Raw genomic sequence first — 23,074 nt, 5'->3', positions numbered from 1 at the left:
CCTTAATCTATCACTATGACTGACCAAGAATTAAAAGACCTTGTTGCTAGTTTTAGCCATCAACCATCAAAAAATGGCTTAGGAGTCGGCAATTTCACGCAAGAAACTCAATGAAGAATTGGCGGCTTCGCGTAAAGAGGTCGATAAGGCCATTAAAGAGCTTAGCAAACAAATTGGCGGTATTGCCAATAAATTCGGCAGTTTTACCGAAGGTTTAGCCTTGCCTTCCATGACCAAAATTCTGTCCGAAAAATTTGGCATGACCACTATCAACCCTAGTGTGCGAGTGAGGGATAAAAACGGTAATGAGCAGGAAATTGATGTGTTGGCTTACGCGAACGGTGAAATCAATACGGCGATTATCGTGGAAGTAAAAAGCCATCTGCGCGAAGAGGGCATTGAGCAGTTGTTGAAGCAATGCCGTGATTTTCGTGTGCTGTTTCCAGCACTGGCGGATAAGAAACTCTATGGCATTCTTGCGGCGGTAGATGCCAGCCAACAATTACAGCAAAAAGTATTGGCGCAAGGTTTGTATTTTGCCAAAATCCATGATGAGCAATTTTCATTATGTGTGCCCAAGGATTTTAAGCCGTTTTGCTTTAGCCCACGCTGATTGGCAGTTTTAGAAAGTATAGTGGAGCCAGTAAAGCTAATATTTTCCAAGTTTGTGGCGATTGATTTTCTGCATTTTGCCACCGCCAAATACTACCATTTGGAACTGCTCACTTACGATGGCGATATGCAAAAGCTGGCGGCTATTTATCAACGTTGGCCTGCTTCCCAAGCATAAGCCGCTGGTGTTGAACTCTACGCAGGTCTGTAAGCTCTGAAAGAAGATTTCCATTTTAATACGACAAGGTATCCAGATGCAGGCCTATAAATTCGTTTTATTAATCGCTGTCGGTATTGGTATTGTCGGCAGCGCGTGGGCTGAGCCGTTAACGGTTGAGCAGGCTTACCGTGCGGTGCCGCATCAGCAAACGCGGTTTGATCCGGTGTCCAGCGCGATTATGGATGCGCAGGAGACGGAATTTCTTGCGCTATTTTTCGAGCTGACTGACTTGGCTTTGGTGGCAAGGGTTTCCAGTCAGGTGGCGCAAGCTGAAAGTGCAGCGGTCGCCGGACGTTATGCCGATATTTTGCCGCGTTTGCAAAGCTTGTCTGTCCCGGCACGGTTGGCTTTAGCGCATTTTTTGGTGGTTAAGGCCGTCACCGAGCAGCAAGCTTATCTGGAACAACGCCCATCTGGCACGAACGGGTTTGATGCCAACGACCCTTTGGTGGCCAGTTCCCATCTGAAATTGCAGCAAGCCTATGCTGAACTGATGCGCCTTTATCCACAAGAAAATACCCATAATAAACAGGCTTTTTTTGACCATTTGTGCAGCCTTGATTTTGAATGAGCGGGCTTTTTTGTCATGTTAGCCAACAAAATAAACGTTTTTTGCCGTTTCCTTTTAAAAAAAATTTCATATCCTTTGCATCCATTTCCTAAAGGTTGGCGTAAAGACAGGTGATAGGATGGTTTTTATTTTCCTATCTGTGTCTTTAATCCCTTAACCCATAGGAAACTAGCATGAAACCCATTAAGAATCCTTTATCGACGTTGGCCTTAGCGGTCGCGTTGGCTTTATCCACGCCGTTGTTTGCCGCCGACCATGCCGAAGCCCCTTTAGTGGAGTCCGATGCCGCCAGTGACATTGCCGATGTGTATGCGTTTTTAGATCCGAATGACAATAGCAAAGTGATTTTGGCTTTTGATGTCCACGGTTTTATCGTTCCCGGTGAAAACGGTAACCTCGGCGGCTTTGACCCGAATGTCCGCTATCAATTCAATATCGAAAACACTGGCGATGCCGATCCTGATAAATTCATCACGGTGAATTTCAACGAGCAGGCCTCGCGCGGTAAATCCCAACGCGCCACTGTTCAGTTGGTCACTAAAGGCAGTACCAATAAACTAGGCTTTTATGCCCCCACCACCGTATCATCCGCCACCGCCGCTACCGCTCCTACACCTGCGGTAAAAACCGACGCGGCGACCGGGATAGCCTTTTTTGCCGGGGTGGTTGATGACCCGTTCTTTTTTGACATTCCCGGTTTTAACCGCTTTGCCGCTTCCGTCCTGGGCGGTGCGCCCGATATTAGCTTATTAAGCCGTGGCCGCGATACTTTTGCGGGCTATAACTCGCAAATGATCGCCTTAAGCGTTCCTGTCAGTTTGTTGAAAGGTTCGGCAGGCAGTGTTATCGGTGTCAGTGCCACCACGTTGCGCAGTACCCATACCTTGCGCTCAGCGAGTGCTGATCCGGTTAATTCTGGCGCGTATCAGCCAATAGACCGTATGGGTGTGCCGACCATCAACACCGTGCTGGTCCCGTTCCCGCGTAAAAATGAATATAACCGCGCCAGTACCGTTGATGATGCGGCGGGCATGTTTGCGGGCGATATTGTCGGTACCTTAACTGCTTTAGGTACGGATAATACCCATATCGGCATCTTGGCGGGTGTGGCGGTGACACACGGCGATTTGTTACGTTTGGATACGGCAGTCGCCAATAGTGGCAAACAAGGAGGCAATAATGCCGGGGCAGGCTTTCCTAATGGTCGCCGCCCCGTTGATGATGTGATCGACACTGTGCTGTTTTTGGTCACTAACGAGGGTTTGACCACCGGCGACAATGTCAACGCCAATGACGTGACGTTCCGTGATAAATTCCCGTTCTTCGCCGCTTCACACCAGCCGCTTCCTACAGGCACTTTGGATGACAATACGCGCAACTAAAAACCGTGCGCTCATTGCCGTTTTGGCTTGGGTATTAGTCGCGCTGCCGCTGGTCGGCGGCGCGGCGGATACTTCGCTGGCGTTTCTTGAAGCCCGCGCCCGGCAAGACCCGCTGGACTTTACGGCCCATAACCGCCTGTCCGCGCTGTATATCAAATACCTGCGCGAGACCGGGGATTTGGCCTATTTGCAACGCGCCGAACAAGCCGCCCGCGCTTCGCTGGCGGCTGTGCCTGCCCCGCCTAATGTCGGCGGCTTGGCGGCTTTGGCGGTCAGTGAATTTGAAAATCATCATTTTAGCGAAGCTTTAGTGTTGGCGGAGCAAGCGTACCGCACCGACCCGCGCCAGCTGGGGGCTTTAGCGACCATAGGTGACGCGCACTTGGAATTAGGCCATTACCCGGACGCGGAACGTAGTTATACACAATTGGCGGTACAGCAAGGGGCAGACGCGCCGCCTGTGTTGGCGCGGCAAGCCCGGCTGGCCGAGCTGCATGGCGATACCGCCCAAGCAGTCGCGTTATTAAAGCGGGCAGGCAATGATGTGTGGTTTAAGGTGCGCTTAGGCGAGTTGTCTTTTCATAGCGGTGACTGGCTACAGGCCGGACAATTTTACCAAGCGGCCTTAAAGCAACAGCCGGACAGTTTTGTGGCGGTAGAGCATTTGGCCGAACTGGCTGCCGCGCAAGGCCATTATGATGAGGCGATAGCTTTGTACCAAAAAGTGCTTAAACAAACGCCCAGGGCGGAGTTTTTTCAGGCTTTAGGTGATGTCTATGCCTTTATGGGCAAAGCCGACTTGGCGAAACCGTGGCACGCTAAAGCCTTGGCGGCTTATTTGCAATCGGTGGCGGCGGGTAATGCCCATTATCTGCACCATTTGGCGGGTTTTTATAGCGATTCCCAAGAAAACCCCGCTGAAGCGGTGCGCTGGGCGCAGCAAGATTTGGCTATCCGGCAGAGCATTTATGCTTATGACACCTTAGCATGGGCTTTGTATAAACACGGTGACTTTGTCCAGGCGCGGGATATGATGGCGAAGGCCTTAGCGTTAAAAACCCGCGATGCCCATCTGTTTTACCATGCGGGGCTGATCTATTCACGGGTGGGTGAGCTTGCCCAAGGTCGGCAATTCCTTCAACAAACGGTGGCGATTAACCCATCGTATAACGCTTTTCATGCCCACCGATGAACAGATTCCTGATGTTATTGTTGCTATGGCCCGTGCTGGTTTTCGCCCATCCGGTTTCCCAAGGCGCGTTAGCTATTGACGTAGCGTCTGGGCAATTAATTGTCCAGGCGAAGGTGTCTACTGAAGAGGTGTTTGTCAGCAGCGCCTTTGCCGATAGCCAAAGCCAATCCTTAGCCGAAGCTTGGCGGGAACATGCCCAGTATTTCTTACGGCATGTCCATATCCAAGCCGACCAACAGGAATTGGTGGGGCAGGTGCAGGGCATCAGCGAAGCGGGCAGCGAGCATATCCTCTACACCTTTGTTTACCCATTAGCGGCAGCGCCCAAACAACTTCGCATCAGCCAGAATCTGCTCAACGAATTTATGTACGCGCCCGGCAATCCGTGGGAAGCCAGTTTTGTGGTGCGGATGTTGGCGCAAGGCCAAGCCCAGCAGCAAGGCCAGTTACTGACCGCGAAACAGCCGTTAACGTTGACGCTTGCCGACAGTTCCGCCAACGATCTGAGCCGCATGTTCGGCGCTTATCTGGCGCACGGTGTTAACCATATCCTCACGGGTTACGACCATTTGCTGTTCATCATCGCCTTGGTGCTGGCGACCGTGACGCTTTGGGATTTAATCAAGGTCATTAGCGTCTTTACCTTGGCGCATACCCTGACGCTGACCTTATCGGTGCTGGACATCGTGCGTTTGCCCTCGGCAGTGGTTGAGCCGATGATTGCGGGCAGTATTGTCTTGGTCGCCTTGGTCAACGTGTTTTGGCCGCAGCAAAGCCGTGGTGGTTTGCGGCTGTTGACGGTGTTCTTTTTTGGCTTGTTCCACGGCCTAGGGTTTGCGGGGGGTTTGCTGGACGCAATGGCGGGAATGCCCGTACAGACTATCGGCTGGGCGATTGCCGCTTTTAGCTTGGGCGTGGAATTAGGGCATCAAGTGATTGTCTTGCCGATCTTTTTTGCCCTGCAACAGTTGGTGCGTTTTAGTCCTGCCGATAAGCCGCGCCAGTATCGGTTGGCGGTGATGCGGGGCGGCTCGTTGGTGATTTCGCTGGCGGGGATGGTGTATTTATGGGCGGCGGTGGGTTGAGGTCGAGTGCTGGTGTTTGTGGCCTTTAGGTTATAGGTAAAGGCCTTCGCGTTTCAATACCTCTGCCATGACCGTTATTTCCCCAATAACTGATCCCAAATTTCCCCGACCAATAGGCTCAGCTCCGCCACCTCGGCTTGGTCGATTAAGGCGTTGTTGTCTTGTAGGGCTTGTTTATGGCCTTTATCCCGATAGAGGCAGTAGGCGGTTTTTAAAGTGTCGACGGTGCTTTGCGGCAGTTTTGCGGTACTGGCCAAGCTGTCTAGCAGGCGCATGTTGTCGGTGTAAAAGGTTAGTCTAGGGTAGTTAAAGGCGTAAGCCAGCACCAAAAATTGGACGATAAATTCAATGTCAGCAATACCGCCTTTGCTGTGTTTTAGGTCAAATTTACCGACGGCTTTGCTGGCCAGAGCGGTGCGCATTTTCTCGCGCATAGTCCGCACATCGGTTTTTAAGGACTCATACACCCTGGGTTTGCTGAGAATGCGGTAGCGGATAGCGTCGTAGGTAGTTTTTAGGCGTAAATCCCCAGCGATGCAGCGGCTGCGCACCAAGGCCTGATGTTCCCATGTCCAGGCTTGGTTTTTCAGATAATCTTCGTAGGTGTCGATGTGCGTGACCAGTAAGCCGGAGTCGCCGCTGGGGCGCAGGCGCAGGTCTATTTCGTAGAGGATGCCCGACAACAGGCGGGTATCGAAAATGTGGCGGATTTTTTGCCCTAAGCGGCCATAGAATTGGCAAGTAGGGATGGGTTTGTTGCCGTTGGTCAGGGCGTTGCCGTCGGTGTAAGTGCAAATGAACACCAAATCTAAGTCCGAGCTGTAGCCCAGTTCGATGCCACCAAATTTGCCGAAGCCGAGGATGGCGAAACCGCTGTTATCGCTGTCGCTGTCCGGCGGCGTGCCATGTTTGTCGGTGAGGAGCAGCCAAGCGCGGTGCAGCACTTGCCGGGTGATGCTTTCGGCGATGGCGGTCAGGTAATCACTGACCACCATGAGCGGGATGATGCCCATGATGTCGGCGGCGGCAACTTTCAGCACTTGTTGCTGTTTAAATTGGCGCAAGGCAATCATCAGTTGTTCGAGGTCTTGGGTGGCAATAGGGCTTAACAGGTGGTGCAGTTGTGCGTCCACATCGTCGGCTTGCAAGGGAGTGAACAGGGTGCGGGGATCGAGCAGTTCGTCAAATAAAATGGGGAAACGCGCCAGAGAGTCGCAAAACCAGAGGCTGGCGGATATCAGCCGTAACATTTGCGCTAAGGCATCGGGATTTTCGGCGAGCAAAGACAGGTAAACCGTCCGGCTTGCGACGGCTTCAAATAAGCCCAGCACCCTTTTTAGGGTTTCGTCGGGATTATTGACGCTGGCTAGACCTACGAACAGCAGCGGCATGAGCCGATCCAGCACTGCCGCGCCTTTGGTGCTGAGCCGTTTGATGGCGGCGGCGTGTTTGAAGTGCTTGAGGGCGGTCAGTCCGCTTTCGGGATCGGTCAAACCGTAATGCTTTAGGCTAGCGAGCAGACAGTCGGTGTCCGCTGTGCCTGCCCAAAGCTGCTGAGCTTGGTTGTCGCCTGTCTCTTGTTTGGATAGGGAAAAGACTTGGTCAAAAATGCCGTGGACTTGCGCCCTGACGGTAGCCAGTTCGGCGGTGAAGCTGGCCCAATCGGGATAACCCAGCGAAAAGGCCAGGCTTTGTTGGGCTAAAGGGTCGGTCGGTAAGGTATGGGTCTGTTTGTCTTGATATTCTTGGATATGGTTTTCGACCCGCCGTAAGAAGCAGTAATTTTGCCCCAGTTGTTCGGCATCGTCTGGGGCGAGCAGGTTCAGTTCGCCCAGTCTGTGCAGGACGCTGAGGATGCAGCGTTGTTGCAGGGATTTTTCGCTGCCGCCGCGTATCAGTTGGAAGGCTTGACCGATAAACTCCACTTCGCGGATACCGCCTGCGCCCAATTTGACATTATCCGGGCGGTCTTTACGCCGCAATTCCTGCATGATTTGCTGTTTGAGCGCCCGCAGTTCGGCAAACGCGCCGTAATCCAGATAACGCCGATAGACAAAAGCATTGAGCATTGCCATGAGCGGTGCGCCTTGCGCCATATCGCCTGCAACTTGGCGGGCTTTAATCATGGCGTAGCGTTCCCATTCGCGGGCTTGGGTTTGGTAGTAATGCTCCATGCCGTCAAAGGTCATGACGATGGCGCCGCTATCGCCGAACGGCCTTAAGCGGGTGTCGGTACGGAACACAAAGCCTTCTTCGGTGATGTCGTCCAGCACTTTGACGAGGCTTTGGCACAATTTGGTAAAAAACTCACCGTAGCTGGTGGCTTTTTTGTCGAGCAATACGCCGTCTTCGGGGTAGGCAAAAATCAAATCAATATCGGACGAGAAATTCAGTTCGTAACCGCCCAGTTTGCCCATGCCCAACACCACCAGCTGCTGAGGGGTGCCGTCCGGCAATACGGGTGTGCCGCGTCTGCGGGTGGCCTGTCCGTACAGAAACACTAACGCGTATTGGATGCAGGCTTCGGCCAGCAAGGACAAGTCCATTAACGTTTCTGCCAAAGGTGCCCAGCCTGCCAAATCCCGCCAAGCTATCCTGACCATTTCGCGCCGCCGGAACTGCCGCAGCCCGCGCATCAGTCCGGCTTCGTCGGCGGGCTTAAGGGTTTGGAGTTTGTCATGATAGGTCTGCCCGGTGTAGGGCGTGGCTAAATCGCCAGACTGTTGCAAATCCGATAATAAATGCGGTTGCCGTAAGCAACTTTCAGCAACAAATTGACTGCTTGCCCATATTTGGGGCAGACTAGGCGGCAATTGTGGTGCGTTATAGATAGCGGAATTGGGGGTGTTGAACTTTTCCTGCCATTTCTGCATAAACAGAGTGACAGAATAGTGTAAGTCGGCGGGTAAGGTCGGCCCTTCAGGCGGAGGCTTGGGTGTTTGTGACATGGCAAAAGAAAAGTTGGGTAAAATTCACCTTATCATACCTAAAAACATCACAGATATTAATATTAACGGTCGGTATAGTATTGTAAAAGCCTTGGCGGATATTTTGCTTGTTAAAACTAAACTCACCAGGCAATTTAAAAAAACTATAAGCTAGGCCGCAACGGCCCGGCAATAAAACGTCATCTTCTTTTATGAATACTATTACAGACATTTTTAGTAATCCTGTCTTAAATGGGCAAGTATTGCAGGATTTAGAAGCGGTGCCCGAACCGCGTAGCCGCTATATTATCGCGATGACCCCCCGTTCGGGCAGCACTTATTTATGTGATGTCATTAAAAATACCCGCCGCTTAGGTATCCCCCAAGAGATATTGGGGGCGATTGCCGTGGCTAGCCGTATTGGTAAAAATGTGCCGGGGCGTACTCCCGATGAGTATCTGCGTAACGGTATCCGCGTGGCCAGAACTGCCAACAATGTCTCTGGCCTTAAGGCCAGTTGGTTTCAATTTGAAAACTTCACCCAGGCTATGGCCGATTTTCGGTATCTGAATGGCTTTAAATTCGTTTATCTGACCCGCCGCGATTTGGCGGCACAAGCCGTGTCTTTATATCGGGCGACTTCATCGGAAGTGTTCCATAGCCATGTTGCCCATAGCGAAACTGCTTTAGCCAAGCTTGAGGCGTTGAAGTATGATTATCAGGCTATTAAATATTGGTACGATCATATCGTTGCCCAAGAAAAAGGTTGGCAACGCTATTTTTATGAGCGGCGGATCTATCCTTATTGCCTCAGTTATGAAGATATTGAAGACGATATTCTGACGGTGCTCAAACGCCTTGCCGTTTATATTGATGTTGACCCCAACAATATCCTGTTGCCGTCTGCTCCGTCCACCATCCAAAAGCTCCGCGACGGGCGTAGCCGCGAATGGGCGCAACGCTTCCAAAACCAATTGGGGCTGAGTTTGGCGCATTAAGTGGGGTGTGCGTGAGTCTGTGAACGTGCGATACTTGCCTTTTGCCCAGACATTCACTTTTTTATGCCGATTATGCTCATTTTTGTCCTGCTGGCTGTAGGGTTTAGCGTGCCTGTGCCTGCCGAACCACTAGTCCGCACTTTAAAAAAACCGTTGCAACAACACGGTCCGGCTTTGTTACCGCCGCTGGTGACTTTGCCTTCCGGTTGTTTTGTGATGGGTAGCCCTGAGTCTGAAGTAGGGCGTGGTGATAACGAAGGGCAGCGTCGGGTGTGTGTGCAAGGTTTTAAGTTAAGCCAATACGAAGTCAGCGTCGATGAGTTTACGCGTTTTGTTGAGGCTACCGGATTTGTCTCCGATGCCGAACGCAATAGCGAGGAAACCGGCTGTTGGAGTTATGACCATACCGCCGAAGCGCGTTGGCAGTGGTGGGAGTGGGCGCAATGGCGGCGGCCTGTTAAGGATTTGGCGATTAAGCCGGATTATCCGGTGGGCTGCGTCAGTTTTTATGATGTGCAGGCGTATATTGCCTGGCTAAACCAAACCAGCCACCAGCAATACCGTTTGCCTTCCGAAGCGGAATGGGAATATGCCGCGCGGGCGGGTACGGCGACCGCCCGTTATTGGGGCAATAACCCTGATATTGCTTGCCGCTATGCCAATGTCGCCGACCAAAAAACCATTAAAGAACTGGCATGGGCGCAAACCCATCAGTGCGACGACGGGCGGTTTTTTTACGCGTTGACCGGCTCGCTGTTGCCTAATCCATGGGGTTTGTACGATATGCTGGGGAATGTCTGGGAGTGGACGTGTTCGCGCTATAAGGAAGGCGAGGCTACCGGAGGCGAGGGCTGTTTGCAAGATAAGCCTGGTTTTGATGATTTGCTGGTGTTGCGGGGCGGTGGCTGGAACGCCGACGCGCCCAGAGTCCGTGCCGCTTACCGTAATTGGGGTACGGCATGGTCTCGGCAGGCGAACTTGGGCTTTCGCTTGGTTTTAGGCCGTTAGGCTGGGCTGGCAACTACAAAAGGCTATTATTGTGGGAAACGGCCAAGATAGCCACCGTTCCCGGACGAATATTATTCCAAGCTGTCGGTAGTGGTTTTCTCAGCGGCGGGTTTGGCGGTGTCTGTCGCCGCCGCCTCAGGGCTGGCCGCTTCGGCCACCGTCTCGCCCCGCGCTCCGGCAGAGCCGACTTCTTTAGGTGTCATCAGCAGTTTGGCATCTGGCCCCATCGGTATCGATACGTCTGTTGAGGAAATAATGGCTTTGCTGATGGTGTCAACCATGCGTAGGGAAACGTAGGAGTTCTTTTTTCCAGGGGCATAAACACCGCCGACCAAGACGGACGCATGGTAACGTTTGAGCAGTTTTTTGGTGTCGTCAGACAATTGCAATGAACCGTCTTCCTTCATAATAAACAAATCAATCGGCAGTTCCATGCCAATAACTTGGTAGCCGGATTGGTGGAAGGCCGAAGCGATTTGGTCGGAGACGATGCGCCCAAACGCCGAAGTTTTGTTCAGGTTATCGACGTTGAGCAGGGTGGTGACGATAATCAGCGAGTTTTTCGGCAGTTTTTGGGTCAGACGTTTTTGCATGTCACCCACCGCATCGTAGCTGACCGTAACCAGATTGGCATCTTTGACTTCGTAAGTACGGAACAAACCGCAGCCACTCAAGGTTGTTGCCAGCAACGCCGGAATGAGGAGGGTGGAGATTTTAAGCATGGTAGTTTTCCTTGCGATAATAAAAGTAGGGCATGGCTAAGTGGGCGGCGTATTATACGGGCGGTTCGTGGTTTTGGGGCTAATACGGGTATTTCTAAGCTTGGGCATCATTATGGTCACGTTTTTTATAACCCCGCCTTTTACTTGAACAGCAAATATGCGGAAATACTAGCCTATCGGTGCGTGTGAGGCAAGTTAAGGTCAGCGGCTGTCATAAAAATCCCTGATTAACCGCGCTATGATGGCGTTATGTTATTGGCTGGTTTTGGCCTTGCAATATGATATGTTATAACATATCATTTAGATCAGCCCTTATTTAACCCTACTCAATCCGTGTTATGAAGAAAAAATTTGCCTTGCTGTATGTTTCGGTCTTGGCTATGCCTGCCTATGCCAAAGACAATGTTATATCTGAATTGGAACAAGTGATTGTTACTGCGCCTATAGAAGAAAGTCTCGCCGACACGCCTGTACCCGTTACTGTGTTGAGTGATGACGAATTGCGTCTGAAAGTTGGGCACAGCATCGGTGAGACGCTGAAAAATGAACTCGGCATCACCAGCCAATCCTTTGGGCCAGGGGTCGGCACGCCTGTCATCCGCGGACAAAGCGGGCCACGGGTGCGGGTATTGGCGAACGGTATCGGCAGCAACGATGCATCGGCTATTAGCCCTGACCATGCCACTAGCGTTGAGCCCTTATTGGCCGAGCGTATAGAAGTGTTGCGTGGCCCGGCAACGTTGCTTTATGGCAGCGGGGCGATAGGGGGTGTGGTCAATGTCATCGATAACCGGATACCCGAAAAACTGCCTGAAAAACGGCTAGGTGGGGCATTGGAGCAACGTTTTGATTCTGTCTCTGATGAAACCGCCACCACTATGAAATTGGAGGGCGGCAAAGGTCACTTAGCTTACCATTTAGATGGTTTTTTCCGTGACCGCAACAATGTTGATATTGGTGGGACGGCCATAGATGGTAATGCGGCGCGGCAAGTTGACCTGACGTTGCCGGCCAACTTGCAAAACACCAAGGGCGTTCTTGCCAATAGCTCCGCCAGTGCCATTAGCGGCTCAGCAGGTTTATCGCTGATCGGTGCGCCGGGTTTTGCTGGGGTCGCCATTAATCGTTTGGAGAGCAATTATGGCATAGCGCCCGATGGTACAGGTGGCGAGATTACCCGCATACTGCTAAAACAAAGCAAATACGATTTTAAAAGCGAATTGAAAAATCCCTTCTATTTTGCCGAAGCCCTGCGCATGAAGCTCGGTTATACCGACTATCGCCATACTGAAGTCCCGAACAGTGTGGAAGCGGCGTATTTTACCAATAAAACCTACGAGAGCCGTCTGGAATTGGCCCACAAGCCGATAGGCGGCCTGCACGGTGCGCTCGGCTTTCAGGCCATTGCCAGTGATTTTACCGCCATAGACAAATCAACCCTCACTACCCTTGTGCCGGAAACCCTGACGCACAGTTACGGGGTGTTTGCGGTGGAGTCTTTTTCTCTGGGAACACTCAATAACCAGCTCGGTTTCCGTGTCGAAGATACCACGTTAGATCCGCAGGGGCTAAACAGCCTTAATTATCTGCCGGTCAGCGCCTCCGCAGCTAGCTTGTGGAAAATTAACCGACAGAATAGCCTGAATTTGGCGCTGACCCGTTCGCAACGGGCGCCGCAGGTGCAGGAGTTGTTGGTGCATGGTTATCACGATGCCACGCGCAGCTTTGAAATAGGCAATAGTCATTTGCATGAAGAAACGTCGTATAATTTGGACTTGGGCTATAAGTTTACTGCCGATTGGCTGAGGGCGGAGCTTGACCTGTTCCACAATTGGGCGAATGATTATATTTACCAACAGCGTACTGGCGTGTCGGTCACTGAGGACGGTGGGGTCTGTCCGGTCGGTAGCGCTTGCGCACCTATTGTGCAAACCCGCCAAGCCGATGCCGCTTTTATGGGTTACGAAAGTAAGCTCATTTTCCCGCTTATGGAAAACCATTATGGGTTGGTCGAGCTGACCTTGTTCAGCGATTACACGCGCGGCCAATTTGTCAGCGGCGGCGATGTGCCGAGAATGCCGCCGTTACGCTTTGGCTTTCAAATAGACCATTTTCAGGACGCATGGAGCAGTAATTTGCGGGTGACGCGCGGCGAAGCCCAAGACCATCCGGGGGCGTTCGACAGCGCTACTGCCGGGTATGTGCTGGTTAACCTGTCCACGCAATACCAGCTTAAACAATTTAAAGGCATGGAGGTTTTGCTGTTCGCCAAGGCGAATAATCTGCTGGATGAAAATATCCGCAACTCGACTTCGTACCTGCGCAATTTCGCGCCGGAGCCGGGACGGGGGGCGGAGCTTGGGGTTAGGGTCAGTTATTGACCGTGTAAAACCGATAGCTTGCTAAGTGGCGGTGATCTTTTGCGGCGGCTTTGCTGGCTTTTTATCCTGCCACCAGCAAATATAAGCCCAGCCCCACCATCACCAAGCCGCTGAGCAATTTCAGCCAGCGGCCTTCCTTTTCTTGTAGCCTGCGTTGGCTGAGGGTGATGATGCCGATGCCCAGCACGATAATGTCATCCAGCATATAGGCGATATTGTAGAGCAGCAGATAGCTGTAATAGCCTAAGGCACCTGTTTGGTGCAGTGTCAGGATGCGGGTGTAGAGCATGGGGAAGCCTGAGGTACATAAGAACTCAACGACCTGCACCAGCACCGCCAGCACTACCGCCCCCACTATGGCCGCCAATAGGTTTTCGGCTTGTAAAATTCCTCTGATTCTGGCGTAAATGCCCGGTTTTGCCGAGGCGGGGATAGACAGCGAAGGGCCGCGGCCAAAAGCCCAGAAGTCTTTGAGGTTAATGCCGCCCGCCAGTATGGCAATGGCGGCAATCACAATTTCCGACAGCCGTGATAGGCCGATCAGTAAAAACAGATTCAGCCACGCCGCCATAAACACAAAATAGGCGATGCCTTCGACGGCGACAAACGTGCCGGCTACGGCGAGCATCCGTCTCCGGTCGTGCATGGGGGCGAGCAGTGAAATCATCAGGATCAGCACCCACATCGAACAGGGGTTGAAACCATCTAACAGCCCCATGGTGACTGTAAACAGCGGCAAGCCGACTTGTGCTAAGGTAATGTGCCTGCCCAGAACATTCAGTTCAAAGTCGTCTTTGGCCAGGGGAGGGGCGGTACAGGACAGTGTATCGGCTGCTTCGCAACTGCCTGAATTGTCGGTTGGCGTGGTGACGGCAGACTGTTGTGCTAACTCTGCCTTAAGCAGTTTCCCGGTGCTGGTTTCGTCGGCATAACCGACCAGCAAGTGTTGGCGCAAATAAAACGCCGGCACCCTGGCGGCAGTTTGTTGGCTTTTGGCGATAGCTTCGAGGCGCTCCAATGCGGTCGGGTCGTCGGCAATATCGCGGATCAGCAAATGCAATTGTGGCTGTTCGTGCTGCCAAGCCTCCAGAAAAAGTTTGGCTTTTGCGCAATGCGGACAGCCTTCTTTGACGAAGACTTCAATATCGATGCCGGGTATGGGTTTGACTGCTTCGGCAAAGACAGTACCGGAAAGGGGTGCGAAAAAGGCCAGCAATAGCCATGCCAAAATGCAAAAGCGGGCTGGGTGGGGCTTGTGCTGATAGCCTGCTGCCGATTTTACCGGAACTGTCAGGGACTTTGTTAATGCCGTCATCAAAAAATCCTCTCAATCACGTTATTGGCGAAATGGAATGGGGGTAAACGGTTACAGTGAGCAGGCTCCAAGGGTATAATAGCCGCTCGTGGAGAGCCTTGCCGAACCAGGAATTGAAGGCAGTGCCGCACAGGCCAAGAGGTGCGGGCAGGATGCCCGCGCTCTTGTGTTATGGGTATCCTTTAGTTATGCCGGCTATAAAATTCGTTCAGCGTTCTGACAATCGCCCCGCCGACGGCTTCGGCAAGGTTAACCGGGACGGCGTTGCCGATTTGCGCATATTGCGAGGTTAACGAGCCGGCAAATTCCCAATCGTCGGTAAAAGTCTGGATTCTGGCGTATTCCCTGACCGTAAACGGGCGGGTTTCATCAGGGTGGCAGCGTTCGGTCTGTTTTTGCGCGGGGGCGCAGGTTAAGGTCAGACAGGGCTCATCCCAGGAAATTCGCCGTGCCATGCCAGTTTTGCCGCCGCTTGAGTGGAACGAGCCTTTCATATAGTCTTTTTGCAAATCCAGCGGCAAGTCCCGCCAATAGCCGCCGGGCGGGATCAGTTCCATAATCTCCCGTTTGCCCTTAGGGTAGGCTTGTCCGGCGGAGGCGGGTACGTCGTTGGGGTAGAGACGGCCTTTTTTTAAGGCATCCTTAATGGTGAATATTTCTTGGTTTTCCGCAGGCCAAGTAAATTTGAGCCCCGCGCCTTTTTTCAGGCCGACGATAAAGACCCGTTCGCGTTTTTGCGGGACGCGGTAAAAAATGGCCTTTAACAGGCGGGGCGGCACGACATCGTAACCTAGCTCATCCAATACCGAGATCATCCCGGCAATGGTTTCGCCGCTTTGATGTTCCAGCAAGCCCCGGACATTTTCAGCCAAGCACAGCAACGGCTGGGTTTCTTTGACCGCGCGGGCGAATTCAAAAAATAGCGTGCCTCTGGCATCTTCAAAGCCTAAGCGTTTGCCCGCGAAGGAAAAAGCTTGGCAGGGAAAGCCGCCGGTTAAAACATCGGCTTTGCCTTGGTAAGGGGTAAAATCAATCGCGGTTACATCACCTTCAATAACATGCCAGTGGGGGCGGTTTTGCCGTAAGGTGGCGCAGGCATTTTTATTGATTTCACTGAGCAGGATATTGCTCAGGCCGGCTTTTTCCAAGCCCAGTGCCAAACCACCCGCACCTGCGAACAGTTCTATGGCATTATATTGCCGTAAAGGTGCACAGCTGGCTTGCTCAGGAGCCGGTTTGGGCAGGCAGCCGATTTTTTCAAACTGTGCCAAGTCTCGTGCCGTATAGACCCGGTAATTATTGATAGGATGCCGCACTGGGGTCAGTTTGCCTGATTTATCCCAGCGCCTTAAGGTTTCTGTGGTTGTCCCTAACATATCGGCAACTTCCGATACTGAATAAAAATCTCTCATTAATAACCATGTGTAATGTTGTTGTGATGGTTATTCTATCTGACTTTACGAATTTATGTTGGGCTATATTCATGCCAAAATCATCCTTATCCCCTCATGCAGATAATAGATTATGACCGAACAAGAAAAACAAGCGATTTTAGAGAAGGTAAAAACCTGGTTTAGGGAGGTGATTATCCCTAACCATATAAAAAACACCTTAAAATTGGCTAATCCCAGCGAGTTTGACATTAACCCGTTTCTCGTCCCCTATATCGCGGCGTTTTTGACGGGTGAGCTGACCCCGCAATCGGTGGCTAAGGCTTTATTGTATCCTAGGGTGCTGGGCTCATCCATCACCACATCGTTTGGGCAGAATATGCAGACCTTCATTTCGGGGGTGCTGAATTCTTATGGGTCTTTGGTACAAGGCATTGATATTGAGTTTACCGATGCGCTCGATGGCCGGAAAAAATATTGCCAAGCGAAATTGGGGCCGAACACGATTAATAAGGATGATGTCGAAACGATCCACAACCATTTTCGTCAAGCCAAGAATTTAGGGAAGACCAATAACCTGCCTGTACAGCAGCATGATTTGGTGGTGGGGATTTTATACGGTGAACCCGGCCAAGAAAGCAGCCATTATAAAAGTCTGCGCGATAAGCATGATTACTCGTTATATATTGGCCAAGATTTTTGGTACCGGCTCACGGGCGACCCTAGCTTTTATTCGGAACTGAAAAAAGCCATCGCCGATGTCGCGGTCGAGGCCAAAGGGGCGGATATGCTCAATGAAGTGGCGGATATTCTTGCCCAAACTGAGGTGATTAAGCGTTTGGTGGGATAGCTATGCCTTATGATGGGCGGTTGTGTCTTTTCGCCGCAGATGTATAACTGAATGCAGGTAACTATAAAAAAACAGGTAATCCCATGCAAGGTATCGATAAGATAAATCCCCAATTTAATAAATGGCTACAAGCGTTAAGCTCTGATCCTATAGCCTGCATTAGTGGTTTGGCTTGCATGGCAATGGCGGTGGTTATGCCTTATTTGGGCAAAAAAGTGGCTGATAGCTTACCTGGCATAATTAATAACGCTTTCAGCCGGCTGACGCTGGTCGGGATTCAATGGTTTTCGCCTTGCTGTTTTACCTTACGCTATAAGCGACAGGTCTTGTTTGGGGGCGAAGTATTGGCTTCTTCAGGCTTATCTGTCCCCGGCATCTTGGCTTTGGCTGGCGAAAAAACCTATATCCAATTAAATCTATCGCCTTGCCTGTCTCCCAATAAACCGGCTTGCTTTAGGGGTAAGGCATTACAAGGCAATCGCCCTATCTGGGCTTTTTTGCCGGAAAAACAGGCTTTGGCAGTCCTCGGTGTACCGGGCGGCGGCAAGAGTGCCTTATTGCGGCATATTGCCGTAACGTTTGCCGCCAATCGGCAACTTATGTATCAGGCTACGGCGCGTACCCCTATGTGGCTGTCCTTGCGCGGGCATGTCGGCGCTATTATGGCTGGGCAAATGGATTTGGCCCAGCTTGCGCAAGCGCATTTTAGCGATAAAAACCGTTACCCCGGCTTAAATCCGCCTGCCCAGTGGTTTGCCAAACAGTTGCATAAAGGCAAAGCCATTGTATTGTTGGATGATTTGGCTGACATCGCCGATACAGCCACCCGCCGCCGTGTTGCCTTATGGATAGATCGGCAAATTAGTCATTACCGCCACTGCCTGTTTGTCGTTACCTCGCGCCCGGAAGGCTATTGGGATACGCCTTTGCAACACGCCGATTGTTTGGAAATCTTGCCGCTTGCCGGGCCGCAAGTGCGCGAATTTGCTTGCCGTTGGTATGGACAACAGGCATTGGTAGAGGCTGATAGAACAGCGGGTGAGCGTAAAGCCGATGAGTTATTAGCTTGCCTGCGCCACCCGCCTGCTTTGGATATACTAAAGGCTAATCCTTTATTATTAACGATGCTTGCGGTTGTGTACAGCCGGCATCAGCAAGTACCTGAACAACGGGTGGCGTTATTTGCCCAAACGTGTGCCCTAGCCTTAGGGCAGGGGCGGGCAGGTGGTTTTTATGATAATTTAACCGCCGCACAAAAGCAGATCGTGTTACAGCCTTTGGCGGCGGCGATGCGGGGCCATTATCAAAGTGACATAACAGAGGCAGAGGCGTTAAGGCTGATCGCCGAACCCTTAAGGCGATTAGGTTTTGATTCCCAAATCTTGGGTGGGCAGTTTTTGACAGCCGTGGCCACTCACAGCGGCCTGTTGCTTGGTGACACAGCCCAAGGTTGGCGTTTTGCCCATTTGGCGCTGCAAGACTATTTGACCGCCTGCCATTGGTTGGCATATCCCCCCGACCAAACATGGCAAGCTTTGGTTGCGGATAACGTGTGGCATGAAACTCTCCGGTTTTATAGTGCCCAAGCGAATGCCAGCGCGATTGTCCGTGCCTGTTTACAGCAAAATACTTGGGCTAGCCTAAGCTTGGCCAGCGATTGTGCAGACGTGGCAGTGGCAGTGGATGAACCGGTTTTACAAGCGTTACGCACAACGTTGGCAGAAAACGTAGTAAGTGGCGATACAGGTTTGCGGCAATTGGCCGCTAACGTCCGCTTAAATAGCCGATTGAAAACGTTGCAAACACTCAATGGCCAAACGGAGATTACCGCGGAATGGCTCAGTTGCGCCGAATACCAATTGTTTGTAGATGCGACAGGTGGCACCGAGTATCCGCCAGGTGGTTCTCCAGATAAGGCGCAACAAGCCGTTTTAGGCATAAAGGCGGCTGATGCCCAAGCGTTTTGTGCGTGGTTAAGCCAAAAAACGGGCCAACATTACCGCTTGCCAACCGTGTCAGAGGCTCAACAGGGCATAACCGCTTCGCCCCAGCCGCCTTATGCCGTTTGGTGTTGGGAGCAAGGCAATTATGCCTTGGTTTGGCAGGATGTAAGCCATAGCAACCATTATCTGCGGCAATTGTCCGACCTCCATCCGTTAGCGGTCAGATTCGGTTATGGGTTGCTAAAAAATCCGGCTGACCGGGCCGCCATCGCCCTTTATCTTGCAGGGTATTTTTACTCGTTAGACCTTGAACGTGGCTTCGATTCTGATTTCGATCCTGACCTTTGTCCGGCACTTGAACAGATCCTTGACCTTGCCCCCCTCCCTACGCCTAGCCGTAGCCAAGACCGTGCTTTGGTCTATGCTATCGCCCATGCCTTTGAACATGTCCGTTCCCTAGATTTTTCGCTAGACTGCGGCCTTGATTTAGGCTACATGCAAGGCCTTGAGCGGGTGATGGATATTAAGCTTGCCAAGCAGTGCATCCCTGACTTAAAAGAAGTTGTTGGCCGTTTAGGGATGTCGCCGTTAGCGCCGTTATTCAAGGAATTATTGGCCGCTATTGAAAGTCCCCAAGCTAATGGCATCAGCATCCGCCAAGCCGCCAGAGCTATCATTTTATATGATTTGGACGTTTTGTTAACGGTGCGTTGGGAGGCCTTTTGTAGGCAATTAAATTCCCTGTTAACACAACAGAAACGTTTGCTCTTTTGGAGGAAAACGGAAGCCGTCGATAGCGAATTATTAAAAGAAACCTTATTGGCATGGTTTTGGGCCTATAAAATCACGGCGGCGCGTAGCGAAGGTTTGCTGCCCGCATGGGAGGGCATAAAAATAGTCCGGGAAAGAGGCGGGTGTGGCAAAGGATGGGCATGAGACAGGTTTGCCAGCCAAGCCAGGGTGCAGATGTCAGATTGTATGCCCTTCGGTTTTGTCGGAGGGCAGGGGCAGCCTTACGCCCCGTGGATACTTGCCGCGCCTTTTGGGGTTAGCCCTGAGCGAACCTGAGGTGTCCGGCGCGGCAAACGGGGGATATGTTACTGCGTTTTAGTAAAGGGTGAGGCCGCTGTTTTTGGCGCTGACAAAATCAGCATAATCTTGTTTGACTTGGGCGGCATAATTCAGTGCATAGTTCAGGGTTTCGGTTTTCAGGCCAGAGACATTGCCGTTAATCACATCGGTGATTTCTTTGTCCATGCTGTAGGGAATCAGGGTGGCATCGTAATCCTTATCTGCTAAAGCGTGGTCTTTGGCGAGGATAGCCCCCATATAGTTGACCGCGTCATTAAATTTCGCGTAAGTGGTGAGCAGGGTGTAATCGAAATCTTCTTGGTAAGGCGAGCGTTCGGATAAGGCAAAGGGCAGGCTGCTCATGGTCGTGTAGCCGGCCAAGACATCGGTGTTGCTGAGCAGTGCTTTCATGCTTTTGATGGCCCGTTCGCCGTTGTGCGAATCATAAACCCAAGTCGGCATGTTACCTGCGGCAGCCAAGGAGACGGCGCTGTTGGTTTCTTGTTTCATTTCTAAAATCACGTCATCACTGGTTGCTGACGTAGGGCCTTCGATTAACAAATAGTAACGGTAACGGCCTAGGCTGCCCGTGCCTGAGCCTAAACGCAAGGCTGCATCTTTAAGCAGATAATAGCTGTTGCTATAGCGTTTGGATGCGGCGATAGAGCTGATGTAGCCGGACATGGCGGAATTAAGGGCCGAAAATGTGCTGCTGTTGACGGGTTGTAAAGAGCCGCTGATGGTTTGGAAGTAACGCAGGCCGGAACTGACGGTCGTGTATTTGGCCAACAGATTAGAGCGGGTTTTGCCGTCGGCGGCCTGAATAGTGTCTTTTACCACCCCGTTAGTGTTGCTGGCGGTCAGGCGGTAGGTCAATTCGTTGTCGTTGCCTTTAAAAGCGGCCATTTGTGTGGCATAGCTGTCGATAAAGTTTTTCACTAAAGTTTGGCGGTCACTGCTGCTGATGGCGTTTTCTTCTGCCGCCAGTAAAATGGCGACGGCCATACGGCGTAAATCCCAAGTGTAAGATCCCCAGTAACCTTCATCAAAATCATTGCTGTCGAATACCGCATTGCCGTTGGCATCGCGTGAACCGCCCATGTTCTGCATATGCAAATCACCTTCCAACCAGACCCCATTGGTGGAGGTGTTGGTGTACAAAGAAGCGGGCCAAGAGGCGGTATTTTTCGTATCTACATAAAACAAATGCGCGGTGCCGCGATAAAAACTAAAGGCGCTGACTGACATTTTGGTCATTTTGGTCGCCAACTCAGTAGGTAGGTTAGCGGCAAAAGGGTGGTTGTAATTATAGATTTGTTGCACCAGCCATGCCTTGCGGCTTGCTGCGGCTTCGGCTGTGCTAGGGGCTATGGAGGCTAGGCTGGCTAGAATGAGTCCGGCGGCAACTATATTGCGTAATGTCATAAAGGATCCCGGTGTGTTAAGGGGCTAAAGGTAAAACCTGAGGATTCTAGCTAGAGTACATGACATTTTGATGAAATCATTTAATTGCAAATTTGCGCCGCCCTTGGTTTTACCGTTAGCCGCACGGTTTTCTTATGGGCGGGCTTTCCGCCCGACCGATAGCAATAAGTGCTTGTTAAGCTAAGCTAAAAAAGGATAAGCCAATGTTTTGGCTAGTATTTGGTTTCGGCTAAACAATACTGTCATTAAATCGTAAACAAAGCTTCATTTCCTTGTCACAGAATCGCTTTAATCTTAAGAACCCACAACAACAATAATTAGAATAAAAAATCGTAAGATTTCTTTGCTGCAAAGTCTAAGGATAGCCTCGGCAGCTTATCTATTGAGAGGATAACGACATGAAGCTATTACTGTCCATACACAAATATGACGTGTTTATGTTTACTTGGTTGCTTAACGCCAAAATTCATAGCACGCTGTCTAACATTAGCCGTTATTTGTCGAAAACAGGCGACGGGCAATTGTATGTTTTGATCGCCGCCGTACTGTATTTTAGCGAAGGCCTCGAAAGCCCCTTGCTACGCGCCATGCTGTTAGCGTTTTTAGTGGAACGGCCTTTGTATTTTGTGTTGAAAAATAGTTTTAAACGCAACCGTCCAGAAGCGGCCTTAAAGAATTTTCGCAGCATCATTAAACCTTCCGATAAGTTTAGCTTCCCGTCTGGGCACACTTCGGCGGCGTTTATGGTCGCGACCTTACTGGCGTATTTTTTTCCTGCCTTGTTGGTGCCGCTATATGGTTGGGCGGCGGCGGTCGCATTGTCTCGGGTTGTTTTGGGGGTACATTTTCCGACGGATACCTTAATGGGCGGTATTTTGGGTATCTGCACAGCACTTTTTAGTTTAGGACAAATCATCTGATGAGAATTTTTTACGGGGTTCAGGGAACGGGTAATGGCCACATCACCCGCGCTAGGGTCATGGCAAAAGAACTGCAATTGGCAGGTATAGAAGTTACGTTTCAATTTACCGGGCGGCCTATCGATAAATTTTTTGATATGGAAGTTTTCAATGGCTACCAAATCCGCACTGGGCTAACGTTTAATACCCATAAAGGCCAAGTCAGTTATTTGAAAACCGCTTTGGATGCGAAGCCCCTGACTTTTTTAAAGGACATAAAAACCTTAGATTTAAGTGGCTATGACCATATTTTGACCGATTTCGAGCCGGTTACTGCTTGGGCGGCTAAGCGCCAGAAAAAACCCGTGCTGGGCATTGGCCATCAGTATGCGTTCAATTATCCTATCCCTAGGGCGGGAGCTGATCCGATCGCCAATCAGGTCATGAAGTATTTCGCCCCAGCCGATATCGGCGTGGGATTGCATTGGCACCATTTCGGCGAAATGATCCTACCGCCGATTATTGAAACCCCCGAAACGCCTACCCGCATTATCAAAAATAAAATCATTGTGTATTTGCCTTTTGAAGACCAAGCTGCCGTTATCAATTTGTTGGCGGGGTTCACGGATTTTGAGTTTCATCTTTATGCACCTGAGGTGGTGGCATCACCTTACCCGCATATCACCTGTAACCCGTTATCGCGCACTGGCTTCCAAAAAGATTTATATGATTGCGGCGGTATTATCAGTAACGCGGGTTTTGAGTTGGCGAGCGAAGCTTTACAATTAGGTAAAAAAATCTTGGTTAAGCCGTTGCATTCGCAAATGGAGCAAATTTCCAACGCCGCCGCCTTAAAAGAACTGGGTTATGGCCATACCATGAAAACGATGGATAAGGCGGTGATTGAGCCGTGGCTGCATGACAACCATGCCACGCACATCACTTATCCTAATGTGGCGAAGGTTCTGGTGCAGTGGCTGCAAGACGGTATGCCGAAGATGGATGCTGATTTTGTCGAAAAAGTGTGGGACGGCGTCAATGTCATCAAGCTTGATTTGTCTAAGGCTTAAGATGGGGATGTA

19 protein-coding genes are annotated in these 23,074 nt (G+C 51.1%); 14 read left to right on the top strand and 5 right to left on the bottom strand.

Annotation, left to right across the window (positions count from 1 at the left end; translation table 11 throughout):
• Positions 1–118: 118 nt before the first annotated feature.
• The 6 genes from AADEFJLK_RS03780 (at position 119) to AADEFJLK_RS03760 (ending at position 5,062) form a co-directional block, all read left to right on the top strand.
• Positions 119–613 (top strand): DUF3782 domain-containing protein, encoded by a 495-nt coding sequence (locus tag AADEFJLK_RS03780; protein WP_211299138.1) that lies wholly within the window; start codon positions 119–121, stop codon positions 611–613.
• Positions 614–634: 21 nt separating this feature from the next.
• Positions 635–790, top strand: a complete 156-nt coding sequence (locus AADEFJLK_RS23830; RefSeq protein ID WP_211299137.1) for a PIN domain-containing protein — start codon at positions 635–637, stop codon at positions 788–790.
• Positions 791–866: 76 nt separating this feature from the next.
• Positions 867–1,403 carry a hypothetical protein gene (locus tag AADEFJLK_RS03775; RefSeq protein WP_103973341.1) on the top strand — a complete coding sequence of 179 codons (537 nt, stop codon included), beginning with the start codon at positions 867–869 and terminating at the stop codon, positions 1,401–1,403.
• A gap of 173 nt (positions 1,404–1,576) precedes the next feature.
• Positions 1,577–2,785 (top strand): DUF4331 family protein, encoded by a 1,209-nt coding sequence (locus tag AADEFJLK_RS03770; RefSeq protein WP_103973340.1) that lies wholly within the window; start codon positions 1,577–1,579, stop codon positions 2,783–2,785.
• Positions 2,766–3,977, top strand: coding sequence for a tetratricopeptide repeat protein (locus AADEFJLK_RS03765; RefSeq protein ID WP_103973339.1), 1,212 nt, complete (start codon positions 2,766–2,768; stop codon positions 3,975–3,977). Before AADEFJLK_RS03770 ends, AADEFJLK_RS03765 begins: the two co-directional genes overlap by 20 nt.
• The gene (locus AADEFJLK_RS03760; RefSeq protein WP_103973338.1) at positions 3,974–5,062 is read left to right on the top strand and encodes a HupE/UreJ family protein; all 1,089 of its coding nucleotides are present in this window, start codon (positions 3,974–3,976) and stop codon (positions 5,060–5,062) included. The genes AADEFJLK_RS03765 and AADEFJLK_RS03760 overlap by 4 nt, the downstream gene beginning before the upstream one ends.
• A gap of 74 nt (positions 5,063–5,136) precedes the next feature.
• Here the strand turns inward: AADEFJLK_RS03760 and glnE are convergent, their stop codons facing one another.
• On the bottom strand, positions 5,137–8,010 hold the full coding sequence (gene glnE, locus AADEFJLK_RS03755; protein WP_103973337.1) for a bifunctional [glutamate--ammonia ligase]-adenylyl-L-tyrosine phosphorylase/[glutamate--ammonia-ligase] adenylyltransferase: 2,874 nt from the start codon (positions 8,008–8,010) through the stop codon (positions 5,137–5,139).
• Between glnE and AADEFJLK_RS24350 the strand changes: the two genes are divergently transcribed.
• From AADEFJLK_RS24350 to AADEFJLK_RS03740, 3 genes are all read left to right on the top strand, one after another.
• Positions 8,009–8,164 carry a hypothetical protein gene (locus tag AADEFJLK_RS24350; RefSeq protein WP_170065027.1) on the top strand — a complete coding sequence of 52 codons (156 nt, stop codon included), beginning with the start codon at positions 8,009–8,011 and terminating at the stop codon, positions 8,162–8,164. The genes glnE and AADEFJLK_RS24350 overlap by 2 nt on opposite strands.
• A 37-nt stretch (positions 8,165–8,201) precedes the next feature.
• The gene (locus AADEFJLK_RS03745; protein WP_103973335.1) at positions 8,202–8,987 is read left to right on the top strand and encodes a Stf0 family sulfotransferase; all 786 of its coding nucleotides are present in this window, start codon (positions 8,202–8,204) and stop codon (positions 8,985–8,987) included.
• A gap of 63 nt (positions 8,988–9,050) precedes the next feature.
• On the top strand, positions 9,051–9,995 hold the full coding sequence (locus tag AADEFJLK_RS03740; RefSeq protein ID WP_103973334.1) for a formylglycine-generating enzyme family protein: 945 nt from the start codon (positions 9,051–9,053) through the stop codon (positions 9,993–9,995).
• Between the two features lie 71 nt (positions 9,996–10,066).
• On the opposite strand, the gene AADEFJLK_RS03735 is transcribed toward AADEFJLK_RS03740, so the two are convergent.
• A complete protein-coding gene (locus AADEFJLK_RS03735; protein WP_088620008.1) occupies positions 10,067–10,717 on the bottom strand; it encodes a FlgO family outer membrane protein in 651 nt (216 codons plus the stop codon).
• A 338-nt stretch (positions 10,718–11,055) separates the two neighbouring features.
• Between AADEFJLK_RS03735 and AADEFJLK_RS03730 the strand changes: the two genes are divergently transcribed.
• Positions 11,056–13,098 carry a TonB-dependent receptor gene (locus AADEFJLK_RS03730; protein WP_103973333.1) on the top strand — a complete coding sequence of 681 codons (2,043 nt, stop codon included), beginning with the start codon at positions 11,056–11,058 and terminating at the stop codon, positions 13,096–13,098.
• A gap of 61 nt (positions 13,099–13,159) precedes the next feature.
• Here AADEFJLK_RS03730 and AADEFJLK_RS03725 read toward each other — a convergent pair whose 3' ends face one another.
• Positions 13,160–14,413: a glutaredoxin family protein gene (locus AADEFJLK_RS03725; protein WP_146054500.1), complete on the bottom strand. Its 1,254-nt coding sequence runs from the start codon at positions 14,411–14,413 to the stop codon at positions 13,160–13,162.
• A 182-nt stretch (positions 14,414–14,595) separates the two neighbouring features.
• Entirely contained in the window at positions 14,596–15,825 is a 1,230-nt protein-coding gene (gene dcm / locus AADEFJLK_RS03720; RefSeq protein ID WP_088620006.1) for a DNA (cytosine-5-)-methyltransferase, read from the bottom strand.
• Between the two features lie 112 nt (positions 15,826–15,937).
• Here dcm and AADEFJLK_RS03715 point away from each other — a divergent pair, with 112 nt between their 5' ends.
• Both AADEFJLK_RS03715 and AADEFJLK_RS03710 read left to right on the top strand, forming a co-directional pair.
• A complete protein-coding gene (locus tag AADEFJLK_RS03715; RefSeq protein ID WP_088620005.1) occupies positions 15,938–16,654 on the top strand; it encodes a PmeII family type II restriction endonuclease in 717 nt (238 codons plus the stop codon).
• An 83-nt stretch (positions 16,655–16,737) separates the two neighbouring features.
• The gene (locus tag AADEFJLK_RS03710; RefSeq protein ID WP_103973332.1) at positions 16,738–19,533 is read left to right on the top strand and encodes an NACHT domain-containing protein; all 2,796 of its coding nucleotides are present in this window, start codon (positions 16,738–16,740) and stop codon (positions 19,531–19,533) included.
• Between the two features lie 171 nt (positions 19,534–19,704).
• On the opposite strand, the gene AADEFJLK_RS03705 is transcribed toward AADEFJLK_RS03710, so the two are convergent.
• A complete protein-coding gene (locus tag AADEFJLK_RS03705; RefSeq protein ID WP_103973331.1) occupies positions 19,705–21,093 on the bottom strand; it encodes a DUF2252 domain-containing protein in 1,389 nt (462 codons plus the stop codon).
• A 398-nt stretch (positions 21,094–21,491) separates the two neighbouring features.
• Here AADEFJLK_RS03705 and AADEFJLK_RS03700 point away from each other — a divergent pair, with 398 nt between their 5' ends.
• Both AADEFJLK_RS03700 and AADEFJLK_RS03695 read left to right on the top strand, forming a co-directional pair.
• Complete coding sequence (locus AADEFJLK_RS03700; RefSeq protein WP_088620002.1) at positions 21,492–22,013, top strand: phosphatase PAP2 family protein; 522 nt, start codon at positions 21,492–21,494, stop codon at positions 22,011–22,013.
• Complete coding sequence (locus AADEFJLK_RS03695) at positions 22,013–23,062, top strand: MJ1255/VC2487 family glycosyltransferase (RefSeq protein ID WP_103973330.1); 1,050 nt, start codon at positions 22,013–22,015, stop codon at positions 23,060–23,062. Before AADEFJLK_RS03700 ends, AADEFJLK_RS03695 begins: the two co-directional genes overlap by 1 nt.
• Positions 23,063–23,074 lie beyond the last annotated feature (12 nt).

It is taken from the genome of Methylovulum psychrotolerans (assembly GCF_002923755.1).
GTDB lineage: Bacteria > Pseudomonadota > Gammaproteobacteria > Methylococcales > Methylomonadaceae > Methylovulum > Methylovulum psychrotolerans.
Note: the sequence above shows the minus strand (reverse complement) of the source record. Positions and strands in the feature narration are given on the sequence as shown.

What these genes read in the sequence shown, in the direction of transcription:
- AADEFJLK_RS03775 (WP_103973341.1), top strand. Translation starts at nt 867, where the DNA reads ATGCAGGCCTATAAATTCGTTTTATTAATCGCTGTCGGTATTGGTATT.
- AADEFJLK_RS03770 (WP_103973340.1), top strand. Translation starts at nt 1,577, where the DNA reads ATGAAACCCATTAAGAATCCTTTATCGACGTTGGCCTTAGCGGTCGCG.
- AADEFJLK_RS03765 (WP_103973339.1), top strand. Translation starts at nt 2,766, where the DNA reads ATGACAATACGCGCAACTAAAAACCGTGCGCTCATTGCCGTTTTGGCT.
- AADEFJLK_RS03760 (WP_103973338.1), top strand. Translation starts at nt 3,974, where the DNA reads ATGAACAGATTCCTGATGTTATTGTTGCTATGGCCCGTGCTGGTTTTC.
- AADEFJLK_RS24350 (WP_170065027.1), top strand. Translation starts at nt 8,009, where the DNA reads ATGGCAAAAGAAAAGTTGGGTAAAATTCACCTTATCATACCTAAAAAC.
- glnE (WP_103973337.1), bottom strand. Translation starts at nt 8,010, where the DNA reads ATGTCACAAACACCCAAGCCTCCGCCTGAAGGGCCGACCTTACCCGCC.
- AADEFJLK_RS03745 (WP_103973335.1), top strand. Translation starts at nt 8,202, where the DNA reads ATGAATACTATTACAGACATTTTTAGTAATCCTGTCTTAAATGGGCAA.
- AADEFJLK_RS03740 (WP_103973334.1), top strand. Translation starts at nt 9,051, where the DNA reads ATGCCGATTATGCTCATTTTTGTCCTGCTGGCTGTAGGGTTTAGCGTG.
- AADEFJLK_RS03735 (WP_088620008.1), bottom strand. Translation starts at nt 10,717, where the DNA reads ATGCTTAAAATCTCCACCCTCCTCATTCCGGCGTTGCTGGCAACAACC.
- AADEFJLK_RS03730 (WP_103973333.1), top strand. Translation starts at nt 11,056, where the DNA reads ATGAAGAAAAAATTTGCCTTGCTGTATGTTTCGGTCTTGGCTATGCCT.
- AADEFJLK_RS03725 (WP_146054500.1), bottom strand. Translation starts at nt 14,413, where the DNA reads ATGACGGCATTAACAAAGTCCCTGACAGTTCCGGTAAAATCGGCAGCA.
- dcm (WP_088620006.1), bottom strand. Translation starts at nt 15,825, where the DNA reads ATGAGAGATTTTTATTCAGTATCGGAAGTTGCCGATATGTTAGGGACA.
- AADEFJLK_RS03715 (WP_088620005.1), top strand. Translation starts at nt 15,938, where the DNA reads ATGACCGAACAAGAAAAACAAGCGATTTTAGAGAAGGTAAAAACCTGG.
- AADEFJLK_RS03710 (WP_103973332.1), top strand. Translation starts at nt 16,738, where the DNA reads ATGCAAGGTATCGATAAGATAAATCCCCAATTTAATAAATGGCTACAA.
- AADEFJLK_RS03705 (WP_103973331.1), bottom strand. Translation starts at nt 21,093, where the DNA reads ATGACATTACGCAATATAGTTGCCGCCGGACTCATTCTAGCCAGCCTA.
- AADEFJLK_RS03700 (WP_088620002.1), top strand. Translation starts at nt 21,492, where the DNA reads ATGAAGCTATTACTGTCCATACACAAATATGACGTGTTTATGTTTACT.
- AADEFJLK_RS03695 (WP_103973330.1), top strand. Translation starts at nt 22,013, where the DNA reads ATGAGAATTTTTTACGGGGTTCAGGGAACGGGTAATGGCCACATCACC.